Origin of the sequence: Massilimicrobiota sp. An105 (assembly GCF_002161155.1) — a bacterium.
GTDB classification, from domain to species: domain Bacteria; phylum Bacillota_I; class Bacilli_A; order Erysipelotrichales; family Coprobacillaceae; genus Allocoprobacillus; species Allocoprobacillus merdigallinarum.
Map to the genome: position 1 here is coordinate 18039 of NZ_NFLY01000016.1, position 14570 is coordinate 32608.

Sequence of the window (14570 nt, forward strand, 5' to 3'; positions counted from 1 at the left end):
AAATTATGCCTTATTTTTGTTCGAAAGATAATAGATTAAACTTGAGAAAATACGTGGTCCAAGTTCTAAAACATGTTCATTAAAATCAAAAGCATCATTATGAGGTGAAGAAGTAATAGGCGTTAAAAGTTTCATGTAAGTGGCTTTACCACCATGAGCTTGAACAGCTTCCATTAAATAAGAGAAGTCATCACTACCTCCAAGTGGACTTAAATTATAAGGTGGTAGTTTTAAATCTGGAAGATATTGTTGACACATAGAGCGAATGGTATTCATGAAGTCATCATCACAGTTGAGAGCATAGGCTTTACCCATTTCTTTGATTTCAACAACAGTATCATGCATACGCGCAGAACCTTCAATAATATCTCTGGCATAGATTTCCATATAACGATTAAGTTCGCTTGTTACACCACGAACTTCTATTTCTAGTTTGGCTGTTTCAGGAACAACATTTCTTCCTGTACCTGCATGAACAGTTCCCACATTGACACGTGTTTGTCCATCACTGTTTCGTGGAATAGAGTGTAAATTTAAAATACAGTTGGCTGCTGATAATAATGCATTTTTACCAAACTGAGGTGATTCAGCAGCGTGTGTAGATACACCATGATATGTGACATCAAGTTTTGTGGTCGCAAAGGATTCATCCATGCCAAAATACAAATCATAAGGTTCATTTTCTTGTGGCATAATATGTGCGGCACATATATAATCTACATCATTAAGAAATCCACTTTCAGCAATACTTCTGGCTCCCATAACACCTTCTTCAGCAGGTTGAAAAATAAGTTTGATTGTTCCATGTAAATGGTCTTTGATGTTCATAAGTATTTTAGCAGTTGTAAGTCCAATCGAAGTATGTCCATCATGTCCACAGGCATGCATTGTTCCACGATGCACAGAAGCAAAGCCTTGTGTAAAAGGATAATGACTTGAAGAAGATTCTTCTACTAAACCTAAAGCATCGATATCAAATCTTAAGGCAAGAGTCGGACCATCTCCACATTTTAAAACACCAGCTACAGCAGTCATTCCCATTTTGACTTTTTCTAAATAATAAGGATTGGCTCCCTGTTTTTGGGCACGATGGTAATTTAAATGTAAGATTGTTTCTGGTGGCACTCCCATACGTGCTTCTTTTTTCATTATATCTTCACCAACAAGAACTTCATATCCTAAAGCTTCTAATGTAGAAGCAATATAACAGGCTGTTCGCATTTCTAACCAGCCTTTTTCAGCATACTTATGTAAATCACGGCGACAATTTACAGTATCAGGATAATATAACTTTGCAAGTTCTTTTATTTTTTCATACATATGTATCTCTCCCTCTTTTCTTTATTGTATCAACATCAAATTTGAACATCAAATAATATCGTTTATTTTTAAGAAATAGACAAATAAACAAAAAAATTGACAAATGGGATAAAGTTGTATAAAATGCTCATAGTGTGAGGTAAATAGAAATGGATTATCGAAAATGTGCAAGAGAACTTATAGGATATATGATAGAAAATGAACAATTATTTAAGTTTTGTCATGGTGATGTCAGTGAAATTGCTAGAGGGGAAGGAGCAGTCCTGCTTTATTTAATGGACAATGATGGTGTCAATGCTTCAGAAATTAGTCAGCGTTTTGACATTAATACATCAAGAGTCGCGGCTGTATTAAATGCTCTTTCTAAAAAGGGCTTTATTGAAAGAGCAGTTGATCCATTAGACAAAAGAAAGATTAGAGTCTTTATTACAGATAGGGGAAGACAGTTTGCTTCTAAAAGAAAAAAGGAAGTTGAAAGTTATTTTCAAATGCTTTTAGAACATTTAGGTGAAGAGGATACACAAGAATATTTACGTTTATCGTCTAAAATGAATCAATTGATTAAACAATTAAAATCAGGCATATAATTTGAAGATAATGTAGAAATAATATATAGTAGAGTAATTATGAGTAGTTATGTTTAAAGGAGAAGTGTTATGAGTCAATATTATTTAGGAATTGATGTAGGATCTACAACTGTCAAAGCTTATTTAACTGATGAAAAAGATGTATGTTTATTTTCTCGTTATGTTAGACACAATTCAGATGTTAGAAATACAATTCTGACATTATTAGAAGAAATTTATCAAGAATATCCTCAAATAGAGATTTATCCTGTTATTACAGGATCTGGAGGATTATCTATTTCACAATCACTAAATATTAAATTTGTACAAGAAGTTATTGCATGTACAAAAACAATAGAAACATATATTCCTCAAACAGATGTAGCTATTGAATTAGGTGGAGAAGATGCAAAAATCACTTATTTTGAAGGTTCGTTAGAACAACGTATGAATGGAACATGTGCTGGGGGAACAGGTGCTTTTATTGATCAGATGGCAACATTACTACAGACTGATGCATCTGGATTAAATGAATTAGCAAAAAATCATCAGCGTATTTATCCAATTGCTTCTCGATGTGGAGTTTTTGCGAAAACGGATGTTCAACCTTTAATTAATGAAGGTGCGAGAAAAGAAGATATTGCAGCATCTATTTTTCAGGCAGTTGTCAATCAGACAATCAGTGGATTGGCTTGTGGAAAACCGATTAAAGGAAAAGTTGCTTTTTTAGGAGGACCTTTATACTTTTTAAGTGAATTAAGACAGCGTTTTATTGAAACTTTAGAACTTCAAGATGATGATATTATTTTTCCGGATAATTCTCAATTATTTGTGGCTATGGGGGCTGCACTCAATGCGAAAAATGTTGAAAAAGCAATTTCATTGGAGCAATTGATTCATGATTTAAAAGTTTTAAAAGATAATGGAACAGAAGCAGCTCATACATTAGAACCTTTATTTCATAATGAAGATGAGTTAAGAGGATTTAGAGATCGACATCTTCAAGCAATAACAAAGAAAAGAAATCTAAAAAAATATCAAGGCAATATTTATGTTGGTATTGATGTTGGTTCAACAACATCTAAAGTTGTATTAATTGATGATGAAGGATCAATATTATATTCTTTCTACAATTCTAACGAAGGAAATCCTTTAGATTTAATTATTAGAATTATGAAGGAAATCTATGATTTAATTCCTGAAGGATGTCATATTCAAAAAACTGGTGTCACTGGATATGGTGAAGCTTTAATTAAAGCAGCATTAAAAGTGGATTATGGTGAAGTAGAAACAATTGCTCATTACACAGCAGCTAAACATTTTGAACCTGATGTTGACTTTATTTTAGATATTGGTGGACAGGATATGAAGGCTATCACCATTAAGGATGAAGTCATTCAAGATATTACATTGAATGAAGCATGTTCATCTGGATGTGGGTCTTTCCTTGAAACATTTGCTCATTCTTTAGGATATGAAATTGATGAATTTGCCCAGATGGCATTGATGTCAAAACATCCACTTGATTTAGGAAGCCGTTGTACAGTTTTCATGAATTCAAAAGTGAAACAGGCTCAAAAAGAAGGTGCATCTTTAGCAGATATTTCAGCAGGATTATCATATTCCGTTATTAAGAATGCCTTATATAAAGTTATTAAGTTAAGAAGTAAAGACCAAATCGGTAAAAATGTTGTTGTACAAGGTGGAACATTCTATAATGAAGCCGTTTTACGTGCTTTTGAAAAAGAAGCAGGTATTGAAGTCATTAGACCTGATATTGCAGGATTGATGGGTGCTTATGGAATGGCCACAATTGCGAAAGAAAAAGATGATGGCAAAGGGACAACTTTGTTAACACGTGAAGAATTAGAACATTTAACATATCAAAATAGTATGAAAAATTGTGGTAAATGTACAAATAACTGTATGTTGACAATTACTTCATTTAATGATGGAAGAGAGTTTATTAGTGGAAATAGATGTGAAAGAGGAGCTAATTTACCATTAAAATCTAAATCATTACCAAACTTATTTGATTATAAATATCGTCGTGTCTTTAATTATCATTCTTTACCAATAGAAGATGCATCACGCGGTGTCGTTGGTATCCCTAGAGCTTTAAATATGTATGAAAATTATCCTTTCTGGCATACATTCTTTACAGAATTGAAATTTAGAGTGGTTTTATCATCTCGTTCATCTAAAGCCATCTATGAAAAAGGAATTGAATCTATTCCAAGTGAAAGTGCTTGTTATCCTGCTAAAATTACACATGGACATATTGAAAATCTGATTGCTAGAGGAGTTCCATTTATTTTCTATCCATCAGTAGCCTATGAACGTTTAGAAAATGAAAATGCCGGAAATCATTACAATTGCCCTGTGGTGGCTTCTTATCCAGAAGTGATTAGAAATAATGTTGATAATCTTGAACAGAAAAATATAAAATTTAAAAATCCATTTATTTCTTTAAATAATAAGAAAACATTGTTCCATGTTTTAAAAGAAGAATTAAGTGAATTTCATATTACAGATCAGGAATTACATCATGCTATTGAAAAAGCATATGCAGAATTAGACCATTGTCAACAGGATATCCGTGCCGAAGGAAAACGCGCTATGGAATATATGCGTGAAAATCATATGCAAGGAATTGTACTAGCAGGTCGTCCTTATCATGTGGATCCAGAAATCAATCATGGAATTTCAGATTTAATTACGAGTGAAGGATTTGTTGTCTTAAGTGAGGATAGTGTTTGTTATTTAGATGAAGAACATTTAAAATTACGTGTTGTTGATCAATGGACTTATCACTCTCGTTTATATAAAGCCGCATCTTTTGTATCATCACAAAAAGATTTACAGTTGATTCAATTAACATCATTTGGTTGTGGTTTGGATGCTGTAACAGCTGATCAGGTAGCTGAAATTTTAAAAGTAAGAAATAAAATATATACTTTAATTAAAATTGATGAAGGAAGCAATTTAGGAGCTATTCGTATCCGTATCCGTTCTTTAAAAGCTACAATTGAAAAGAAAGAAGATATTATTGATTTATCTAAGAAGTATGAACAGGTGAAAGTACCTTTTACAAAACAGATGAAAGAAGATCGTTATACAATTCTTTGTCCACAAATGTCACCGATTCATTTCCAATTTATTGAAACAGCTATGAACTCAGAAGGATATAACTTTGAAGTCTTACCATCAGTAGATAAAAATGCTGTTGAACAAGGTTTGAAGTATGTTAATAATGATGCATGTTATCCAAGTATTTTGGTTGTAGGACAAATGATGAATGCTTTAAATAGTGGAAAATATGATTTGAATAAAGTGGCGTTGATTATCTCTCAAACAGGTGGAGGATGTCGTGCAACGAACTATATTGCATTTATCAGAAAAGCTCTTAAAGATGCAGGTATGGAACAAATCCCAGTTATCTCTGCAAACTTATCTGGATTAGAAAGTAATCCTGGATTTAAGATTACATATAAGATTGCTAAAAAAGCGATTATTGGAGCTATGTATGGGGACTTATTTATGCGCGTTCTTTATCGTGTACGTCCTTATGAAAAAGTCAAAGGTTCAGCCAATAAACTTTATGAATCATGGGTTGCAAAATGTCAGGAAAATGTGAAAAATGGAAGCATGAAAGAATTTAAAAAGAATGTTTATCAAATTGTTAAAGATTTTGATGAATTGCCATTATTAGATATTAAAAAACCAAGAGTTGGATTGGTTGGAGAAATCTTAGTTAAATTCCATCCTACTGCCAATAATGAAATTGTGAAAATCATTGAATCAGAAGGTGGAGAAGCCGTTATGCCTGATTTAATTGATTTCTTCCAGTATTGTTTCTATAACACTTGGTATGAACATGAACATTTTGATGCTTCACAATCTTCAGTATGGTTATGTAATTTTGCCATCTGGTTTGTTGATTTCTTAAGAAAAGATATGATTAAGGCATTAAGAGATTCAAAACGTTTTGATCCACCAACACCTATTGATCAAATTGCGAAAAAAGCAAGTGAAGTTGTCTCTATTGGAAATCAGACAGGTGAAGGATGGTTCTTAACTGGAGAAATGATTGAATTAATTGAAGAAGGTGCACCAAATATTGTGTGTATGCAGCCATTTGCCTGCTTACCAAATCATGTAACAGGTAAAGGTGTTATTAAAGCCTTACGTAAAAAATATCCACAAAGTAACATTGTAGCTGTGGATTATGATCCAGGTGCGAGTGAAGTTAACCAATTAAATAGAATTAAGTTGATGCTTTCAACTGCATTTAAGAATATGAAGTCATAATTCATATTCTTTTTTTCGTCAAAATTCAAATGATATCTATGTTATTATTTAGGATATAAATAAAAAAACTGTATATTTTAAGGATATAAAGATATAAATAATTAAAAAATTCACATAAGAGTCAAATCTAAGATATAAAATATACTTAAGTGAGGTGTTTTGCTTATGATAGAATTTCAAAATGTTTACAAGTCATTTAAAGATAAACATGTATTGGAAGATATCAATTTTACAGTGAATGATGGTGAATTTGTTTGTTTGATTGGACCCAGTGGGTGTGGAAAAACGACTGCTTTAAAGATGATTAATCGGTTGATTAAACCAAGCCAGGGGACAATTTATGTTAATGGAAAAGATATTAGTGAGGAAAATGAAATTGAATTAAGACGTCATATTGGTTATGTTATTCAACAAACAGGATTATTTCCTCATATGACAGTGAAAGAAAATATTGAACTGATTCCAAAGTTAAAAAATAAAAATGATAGACATCTTTTGGAAAAAGTGAAAGATGTTTTAAATATGGTTGGTTTAGATCCAGATGAATATTTAGATAAGTATCCTGTTCAGATGAGTGGTGGTCAACAACAACGTGTAGGTGTTGCAAGAGCTTTTGCAAGTGAACCAGATATTATTTTAATGGATGAACCTTTTAGTGCGTTAGATCCTATTACGAGAAATCAATTACAGGATGAGCTGTTGACATTACAAAATAGTGTTCAAAAGACGATTGTGTTTGTGACTCATGATATGGCAGAAGCTATCAAATTGGCAGATCGCATATGTATTATGAGTGGTGGAAAAATTCAACAGTACGATACACCTGAACAAATCTTAAAACATCCTGCCAATGACTTTGTTTTAAACTTTGTTGGGAAAAAGCGTATCTGGGATTCACCAGAATTAATCAAAGCAGCAGACATTATGATAGATCGACCAATTACCTGTTATGATCGTTTAAAATGTGTAAAAGCTTTAAATATGATGTTTAATTCAAGCGTTGATAGTTTGATGGTAATAGATCGTCAGGGACATTTTAAAGGTGTTATTCATGCATCTGATGCAGCTGATGAAAAAAATAAAGATGAAATTGTGGGTCATGTTATGCAAAAGGAATGTATCACAGTTTCTTCACAGGAATCAATCGTTGATGTTTTAAATATCACCAAAGAGAAGAATATATATACAATTCCTGTTGTAGATGATGGGGTCTTAAAAGGTTTAATTACCAAGAGTACCCTGGTTACAACTCTTTCTAAAAAATATGATGAAAGTGAGGGAGAATAATGCAGGCATTTATAGATTATTGTTCCCAAAACTATATGCAGATTTTTGATTTGTTAATAGGTCATGTTCAATTGACTGTCATGGCTATTTTGATTGCGATTATTATAGGTGTCCCTTTAGGTATTTTTATTACTTATTTTAAGCCATCTAAAAAACCAATTATGGCATTAGCAAATATTATTCAAGCTATTCCATCAATGGCATTATTAGGTTTTATGATTCCTCTTTTAGGAATTGGAACAAAACCAGCCATTGTCATGGTGATACTTTACTCTTTATTACCTATTATTAAAAATACAGTCACAGGACTGGACAATATTAACGGAGAAACTTTAGAAGCCGCTAAGGGTATTGGTTTAAATAAATTTCAGGTTTTATATAAAGTTCAGATTCCATTAGCTGCACCTGTTATCATGGCTGGTGTCAGAGTCAGTGCAGTGAGTTCGGTTGGTTTGATGACTTTGGCAGCTTTTATTGGCGCTGATGGTTTAGGATATCTGGTTTATGCGGGTATTCGAACTGTCAATAATGCTCAAATCTTAGCTGGAGCTATACCTGCCTGCTTACTGGCATTACTTATAGATTATATATTTTCTATTTTAGAGAGATTAGTCACACCAAAGAGTTTCCAATTATCAAAACCAAGATCCAAAATGAAAGGCATATTGGATAAAGTTGTCATTGTTATTTCATGTCTTGCTTTAGCAGCCAGCTTTGTTTATACAGGCTTAGCAAAGACAAATGGCAGTCAAGTCATTAGAATTGGAAGCATGGATTTTACTGAACAAGAGATTTTAAATTATATGTTGAAGTATTATATTGAAGGGAATACAGACATAGATGTGGAACAGTCATTATCTCTAGGTTCAAGTTCTATTGTCTTAGATGCTTTGCGTACGGGATCCATTGATATGTATGTAGAATATACAGGAACAATTTATGGTAATGTCTTAGGCAACGAACCTAATGGAAATGTTGATGAAGTCTATAACACTGTCAAAGAACAGGTGAAAGAACAATATGATTTAAATGTTTTAGATTCTCTAGGCTTCAACAATACTTATACACTTGCGATTAGAAAAGATACAGCCAAGCAGTATCATATCAAAACAATAAGTGACTTATGTAAAGTTTCTCAACAACTCACATTTTCACCAACATTAATGTTTATGGAAAGAGAAGATTGCTGGGTAGGATTACAAAAAGCATATCCTATTCATTTCAAACAGACTGTTCCTATTGATGGAGCACCACGATATACAGCTTTAATGAACAATGAATGTGATGTCATTGATGCTTATTCAACAGATGGACTATTAAAGAAGTTTGATTTACAGGTTTTAGAAGATGATAAAAATTTCTTCTTACCCTATCATGCTATACCAATTGTGAATAATACAGTTGTCGAGGAGTATCCTGAAGTTGTTGAACTGATCAATCAACTTCAAAATTATCTCAGTGATGAAGTCATGGTAGAATTGAATTATAGAGTGGATGAGTTGAATGAAAAGACAAGTGATGTTGCAAGGGAATTCTTAATTGAAAATGATTTAATCAGTGAGTAGGTAAGACCTGCTCATTTTTATTTATTTTTATAAATATTATTTATATAATAAAAATAGAAGAATGAGTGAAAGAAACTGATTTGTATATTGAGATGATAGAATGTATGGAAGTATGAAATAGAGATATTTTTAATGTATTAAAAAAATATTAAAAAATGAATGGATTAAGGTTTATCATTCGTATTATAGGTGAAGTTAAGAGATAGGAGGGTCATTTTATGAATTTCAAAATCAAAAAAACAGCAGTTAGCATTTTAGCAATCATCTCAATCATATCAGTTGGAACAGTAACCACAATTGCATCTGAACCAGTCAAAAATGAAAAAATCATGAATGTTAAAGAAATCAGTAAAACGAAGCAAAATATTAACTTTATAGATACGAATGGTGATAATGTTTGTGATCACTATATGATTGGTCAAGGTAAGGGAAGTGAATCTAAACAAAGCAATAATTATATTGATGCTGATGGAAATGGTGTGTGTGATAACTATACGACCAATCAAAATTGTGATAATCAATCTCGACATGGATATATGAGTAGGCATGGACATGGTTGTCATAGTGAATGTAACAGAACAAACAAAGGAAATCATTATGCGAAGTGAAGAAGAGGTTATCGAAGCTATTGAACGATATTCTCCTACTATTCGGCGGCTTTGTATGATATATTTGAAAAACTATGCTGATACTGAGGACATATTTCAAACTGTTTTTTTGAAGTATGCACTGAGTTCAGTGTCGTTTGAAAGTGAAGAACATGAAAAAGCCTGGTTTATTCGTGTCACCATTAATGCTTGCAAAGATTTGCTTAAAAATTTTTTCCGTAGCCGTGTGACATCATTGGATGAGCTTATAGAACAACCAACAGAAATGCAGGAGGATCATAGAGAAATTTTAGAAGCAGTTTTATCATTGCCAAAAAAATACAGAGAGGTTGTTTATTTACATTACTATGAAGAGTATACCGCCCCAGAAATTAGTCAAATTCTAGGTAAAAAAGTCAATACAATTTATACACTTCTCACTCGTTCCAGAGAAATGCTTAGACAAAGATTAGGGGGCGATGAATAATGAATAGGAATGATAAAATCAAAGAAGCTTTTGATCAGGTTCACGTTGAAAATACATTAAAAGATAAAACAAAAGATTTTATTTTTCAAAAAACAAAAGGTTATAAACAAACAAGATTTATAAATTATAGATATCTTATATCGGCTCTTGTATGTATAGTCTTTCTATTTGTTGGGGGACAATGGCTATATTTTACACCTACTGTGGAAATCAGTATAGATATCAATCCATCAATAGAATTAGGTGTGAATCGTTTTAATCATATTATTTCTATAGAAGGATATAATGATGATGGCAAGACATTAATAGACTCACTTGATATCAAGTATATGAATTATGATGAAGCTTTAAATCAAATTATAAAAAGTGAAGATATTGTGTCTTTACTATCTGATGATGAGATTATGACAATCACGATTGTAGGAGCAGATAGCATACAATCTGAAGAAATTCTTTCCTATGTACAATCTTGTACATCCCAAGAGCAGAATACCTACTGCTTTTATGCCCATTCAAAAGAAGTAGAACCGGCACATGAAGTCGGTCTGTCATATGGAAAATATAAAGCTTTTTTAGAGTTACAAAAACTTGATTCTTCCATTACAATTGATCAAATTCAAAATATGACAATGCATGAAATTAGAGAAAAAATAAATGAATTAACAAATAGTGGAGAAAATGTAGAGAGTTCTTTAAAAAATGAACATAATGAACATCACAGACACAGAAACAGTTCATCTTCAAATCAGAAAAGTGATAATCAATAGTCATAATATTTTGTTGTTGAGATAGTAGTTAGCTATAAAACACCGTTAGTAATTATAAACAGGACGGTGTTTTTCTTTGTATAATTACCATTTAAAAATGTTTATTCTTATATTATTAAAATAAAAAATAAGCGTTTTGATGTTATTAATGAAAGTTTGATTAATACTTTCATTAATTGTATACAATAAAACCCATAGATAGTCTGTGGGTCAAGAAAAAGCTTTAGCGTAGTGATAATGTTAAAAACCTCCTGTATAATAGTATTGCGGCCTGAGAAACTGCAAAACTAAAAACAGGAGGATAATCAAATGACTTACATAGTTTATCACACATAAAGTGGAATTGTAAATAATATACTGTTGGAAATACCACCAAAAATGAGCATATCAGGATTCATGAGCTTTTTGAAAGGAAAAAGCAGCCAAATAATATATGAAAGATGGGGAAATATGAGATACCAATATCGAGGAAGAAATTTCTGATGTCGAGGATATGATGTAGACACAGCAGGAAAGAATGCAAGAGTATATCAAGAATTAATTGAAAGAGGATAAAGAGGCAGAACAATTAGGTTTGGACTTAAATGATCCATTCAGCAAGAAATAGTGCAAGAGGCAGGGATAGGTCGCATGAAATGAAGGGGCTTCAGCCCAGGGCTTGCCCGCACAAGAAAAAACACCAGCTGAGCTTGTGGATATTTATTATTTATTTTTATAGATATTATTTATATAATGAAAGATATGGAGATAAGATGATGGATGAATATAGGGATAATCAGGTTAAAAAATTAATGATGAAAAGAAGAAAAAAGAAAAGAATAAAAGTGATAAGATTATTCTTTGTGTTAGGAATCATAGGATTTGTTTTTTTCATTTTATTGTCTGATATTATGAAAATTAAAACAATTCATGTCATAGGTGTCAATGATGCAGGATTGGAAAAACAAATAAGTGAACAGCTATCAGGATATATGGGAGATTATACATGGATAGATATGTTATTTTCTAAGGACAATATAGTTCAGGATATAGAAGAAATGAAACGTTTTGAAAATATTCTTGTTGATATTGATTTTATGGGAAATATACAAGTGCATGTTCAAGAAGTTCAGCCATTATGTTATGCTAAGATTCAAAATAAAAATTACCTTATTAATAAATTAGGTGGAGTTTATCAAACCAAACAAATACCATCATCATTGATTCAATGTAGTGATTTTCAAAGTACAGAGATGTTAAGTCAATTGGGTCATTCATTACATAATGTTTCTGATATAGTTTTAAATGAAACAAGTGAAATTCACTATTGTGGAGATCGTTATGATAAAGATTTAATAGAGTTTTATATGTATGATCATAATTTCATTAAAATAAATATTTCTCAAATAGATCAAAGATTGTCTGAAGATTCTTTTCATTATGCTGCATATAAATTGAAAAATCCTCAAAATACAATATATAGCTTTGAAGGTAAGTATATGTATATAAAAAAATATGAAAAATAAAATATAATATTGGTGGTTTTCTTGAAGAGTCCATATTTTTTCAGTACAATAAAGCCAACATGAAGGGAATGAAGATAATGAAAAAAAGAGGATTTATCATTGCTTTTATCATTATAGCTATTTTATTAAGTGGAGCTTATAGTGTAGGAACGTATTTTGTAAATTATGCTTTATCACCAGCAAGTGAATCTGATCAAAGAGTGGTTGATGAGGAAGATGAAATTCAATTAACAGGAGATGTTCAACAACAGATTGATGACAATGCTGATGCTGAATTTATAAAAGGTGTGGATTTTGAAAATAAAACAAGACCGATGATTGTAAGTCAAGATGATTCATTAAGATTGAAAGGACAGTATCTAGATCATGATAATGTTCATCAGTGGGTCATTTTGATTCATGGTTATAAATCAAGCAATGAAGAAATGATGTCCTATGGAGCTACTTATTACGAAAATGGATATAATGTTGTCTTGCCAGATAATCGTGCTCATGGAAAAAGTGAAGGCGAATATATTGGAATGGGGTGGTTAGATAAAGATGATATTGCCTGTTGGGTAGATTGGATTAATAATAGAGATTCTCAGGCACAGATTCTTTTACATGGTGTATCTATGGGTGGAGCTACTGTTATGATGGCTTCAGGAGATCGTCTTTTAAATGTCGTTGGATATATTGAAGATTGTGGTTATACAAGTGTATGGGATATATTTGCAAGTGAACTCGATAAACGTTTTTCACTTCCAACATTTCCTGTTTTAGATATTTCTAATTTTCTAGCCAGAATCAAGGTAGGATATGATTTTAAAGAAGCTTCAAGTATAGAACAAGTGAAAAATGCAAATCAGCCAATGTTGTTTATTCATGGCGGAAAAGATGATTTTGTGCCAGTTCAAATGGCTTATGAAGTTTATGAGGCTTATCCAACAACAAAGGATATATATATTGTAGATGAGGCAGGACATGCTCAATCAAAAGATTATGATGTTGAGGCTTATTGGGACAAAGTCTTTACATTTATTGATGAAAATATATTTTAAAAGAGTAAAAAAATTTCGTTGCTTTAAACAACGAAATTTTTCATATGAACAGATATGATAAATTATTTTGAAATTTTTATAGTGTCATGTTGAAAAAGAGGGGATTTCTTTGTTTTGTTTGTAAGGATTAATTTTGAAGGAATAATATACTGAGAAATATCCTCTTTTAATTGAATTTCAATGATTGGCCTTGCCTGAATCATTGATGGATAAACGACTTGACCTAAGATTGTTCTCATATTGCCGCCTCCTTTAAAATTTATCATATCTTATACTTTTATCATAGCACTTTCAAGTTAGAAAACAAGTTTTTTTAAATGATATGAAAATGTTTTAAAGCCTTGGCAATTCCATCATTTTTAACATCATCACTGATATAGTCAGCCTCTTGTTTAGCTGCTTCTCTACCACTGCCTACACAAATACTTGTACCAGCACATTCAAACATTGGCATATCCACTTCAGCATCTCCAAAAGCATAAATATCCTGCTTATTAATTTGTAGATAATGAATTAATTGCTCAATAGCTGTTTTTTTATCAATATTTGGCAAAGCACAATCACCAAATAAGGCTTCTTCACCTTGTCCACCCCAAGTGAGACATTGAAACTGTGGAAAATGATTTTTAAAATCTAAATAATCTTGATAACTATTTAAAACATAGTTGATTTTTGTGATGTTTTCTTGATGCATACTTTGAGGAAATTCCATCATAGGATAGATGTCTCTAATGCGAGGTGTTCCTCCATGACCATATTTTTGATAGGCAGGTACAGCTTTGGTTTCAAAATCATGAGAACCATAAAGTCCATCATTACCTTCCATAAAATAACATAAGTCATGTTGATCTAAATAATCAGTGATGTCGATGACTTGTTGTAAAGATAGCTTCTGATCTTTTAAAACTTTTCCCTCACATTCAATATAAGCACCGTTTCCACAAATCATACCACTCACTTCAATGTTTCCAACAGTTGCTCTATTTTTCGTTCTACCCGTAACGACAAAAACATAATGTCCATGATCTTTTGCCTGCTTTAAAGCGTCTTTGCAGCTTTGAGGTACAATACCATCATAACTCACTAAGGTTCCATCTACATCAAATAATAATAGTTTTTTATTCATGACAAGACT

General features: G+C 31.7%; 12 protein-coding genes and 1 pseudogene. 10 read left to right on the plus strand and 3 right to left on the minus strand.

The features are described 5' to 3' along the window. Nucleotides 1-3: 3 nt before the first annotated feature. Nucleotides 4-1320 (minus strand): amidohydrolase, encoded by a 1317-nt coding sequence (locus B5E48_RS06105; RefSeq protein WP_087304445.1) that lies wholly within the window; start codon nt 1318-1320, stop codon nt 4-6. A gap of 149 nt (nt 1321-1469) precedes the next feature. On the opposite strand from B5E48_RS06105, the gene B5E48_RS06110 reads away from it, so the two are divergent. From B5E48_RS06110 to B5E48_RS06155, 10 genes and pseudogenes are all read left to right on the plus strand, one after another. Continuing rightward, on the plus strand, nt 1470-1907 hold the full coding sequence (locus B5E48_RS06110; RefSeq protein WP_087304446.1) for a MarR family winged helix-turn-helix transcriptional regulator: 438 nt from the start codon (nt 1470-1472) through the stop codon (nt 1905-1907). Nucleotides 1908-1976: 69 nt separating this feature from the next. Continuing rightward, the gene (locus B5E48_RS06115; protein WP_087304447.1) at nt 1977-6197 is read left to right on the plus strand and encodes a 2-hydroxyacyl-CoA dehydratase; all 4221 of its coding nucleotides are present in this window, start codon (nt 1977-1979) and stop codon (nt 6195-6197) included. 165 nt (nt 6198-6362) lie between these two features. Further along, nucleotides 6363-7484 (plus strand): betaine/proline/choline family ABC transporter ATP-binding protein, encoded by a 1122-nt coding sequence (locus tag B5E48_RS06120; RefSeq protein WP_087304448.1) that lies wholly within the window; start codon nt 6363-6365, stop codon nt 7482-7484. Continuing rightward, nucleotides 7484-9049 (plus strand): ABC transporter permease/substrate-binding protein, encoded by a 1566-nt coding sequence (locus B5E48_RS06125; protein ID WP_087304449.1) that lies wholly within the window; start codon nt 7484-7486, stop codon nt 9047-9049. Before B5E48_RS06120 ends, B5E48_RS06125 begins: the two co-directional genes overlap by 1 nt. Before the next feature lie 218 nt (nt 9050-9267). Beyond that, the gene (locus B5E48_RS06130; RefSeq protein ID WP_087304450.1) at nt 9268-9657 is read left to right on the plus strand and encodes a hypothetical protein; all 390 of its coding nucleotides are present in this window, start codon (nt 9268-9270) and stop codon (nt 9655-9657) included. Further along, nucleotides 9647-10123, plus strand: coding sequence for an RNA polymerase sigma factor (locus tag B5E48_RS06135; protein WP_087304451.1), 477 nt, complete (start codon nt 9647-9649; stop codon nt 10121-10123). Before B5E48_RS06130 ends, B5E48_RS06135 begins: the two co-directional genes overlap by 11 nt. Next, entirely contained in the window at nt 10123-10890 is a 768-nt protein-coding gene (locus B5E48_RS06140) for an anti-sigma-I factor RsgI family protein (RefSeq protein ID WP_087304452.1), read from the plus strand. Before B5E48_RS06135 ends, B5E48_RS06140 begins: the two co-directional genes overlap by 1 nt. Nucleotides 10891-11241: 351 nt before the next feature. Next, nucleotides 11242-11497 (plus strand): annotated as a pseudogene (locus tag B5E48_RS06145) (transposase); the annotation flags it as partial. Nucleotides 11498-11645: 148 nt separating this feature from the next. Further along, entirely contained in the window at nt 11646-12395 is a 750-nt protein-coding gene (locus B5E48_RS06150) for a cell division protein FtsQ/DivIB (RefSeq protein ID WP_087304453.1), read from the plus strand. Nucleotides 12396-12472: 77 nt separating this feature from the next. Further along, a complete protein-coding gene (locus B5E48_RS06155; protein WP_241146936.1) occupies nt 12473-13435 on the plus strand; it encodes an alpha/beta hydrolase in 963 nt (320 codons plus the stop codon). A gap of 62 nt (nt 13436-13497) precedes the next feature. Here the strand turns inward: B5E48_RS06155 and B5E48_RS13580 are convergent, their stop codons facing one another. Together B5E48_RS13580 and B5E48_RS06160 are read right to left on the minus strand one after the other, a co-directional pair. After that, nucleotides 13498-13674, minus strand: coding sequence for a hypothetical protein (locus B5E48_RS13580; protein ID WP_158095459.1), 177 nt, complete (start codon nt 13672-13674; stop codon nt 13498-13500). A gap of 74 nt (nt 13675-13748) precedes the next feature. Continuing rightward, the gene (locus tag B5E48_RS06160; protein WP_087304455.1) at nt 13749-14561 is read right to left on the minus strand and encodes an HAD family hydrolase; all 813 of its coding nucleotides are present in this window, start codon (nt 14559-14561) and stop codon (nt 13749-13751) included. Nucleotides 14562-14570: the final 9 nt, after the last annotated feature.

Coding starts and splice junctions, on each gene's coding strand:
- B5E48_RS06105 (WP_087304445.1), bottom strand. CDS start 1,320: ATGTATGAAAAAATAAAAGAACTTGCAAAGTTATATTATCCTGATACT.
- B5E48_RS06110 (WP_087304446.1), top strand. CDS start 1,470: ATGGATTATCGAAAATGTGCAAGAGAACTTATAGGATATATGATAGAA.
- B5E48_RS06115 (WP_087304447.1), top strand. CDS start 1,977: ATGAGTCAATATTATTTAGGAATTGATGTAGGATCTACAACTGTCAAA.
- B5E48_RS06120 (WP_087304448.1), top strand. CDS start 6,363: ATGATAGAATTTCAAAATGTTTACAAGTCATTTAAAGATAAACATGTA.
- B5E48_RS06125 (WP_087304449.1), top strand. CDS start 7,484: ATGCAGGCATTTATAGATTATTGTTCCCAAAACTATATGCAGATTTTT.
- B5E48_RS06130 (WP_087304450.1), top strand. CDS start 9,268: ATGAATTTCAAAATCAAAAAAACAGCAGTTAGCATTTTAGCAATCATC.
- B5E48_RS06135 (WP_087304451.1), top strand. CDS start 9,647: ATGCGAAGTGAAGAAGAGGTTATCGAAGCTATTGAACGATATTCTCCT.
- B5E48_RS06140 (WP_087304452.1), top strand. CDS start 10,123: ATGAATAGGAATGATAAAATCAAAGAAGCTTTTGATCAGGTTCACGTT.
- B5E48_RS06150 (WP_087304453.1), top strand. CDS start 11,646: ATGGATGAATATAGGGATAATCAGGTTAAAAAATTAATGATGAAAAGA.
- B5E48_RS06155 (WP_241146936.1), top strand. CDS start 12,473: ATGAAAAAAAGAGGATTTATCATTGCTTTTATCATTATAGCTATTTTA.
- B5E48_RS13580 (WP_158095459.1), bottom strand. CDS start 13,674: ATGAGAACAATCTTAGGTCAAGTCGTTTATCCATCAATGATTCAGGCA.
- B5E48_RS06160 (WP_087304455.1), bottom strand. CDS start 14,561: ATGAATAAAAAACTATTATTATTTGATGTAGATGGAACCTTAGTGAGT.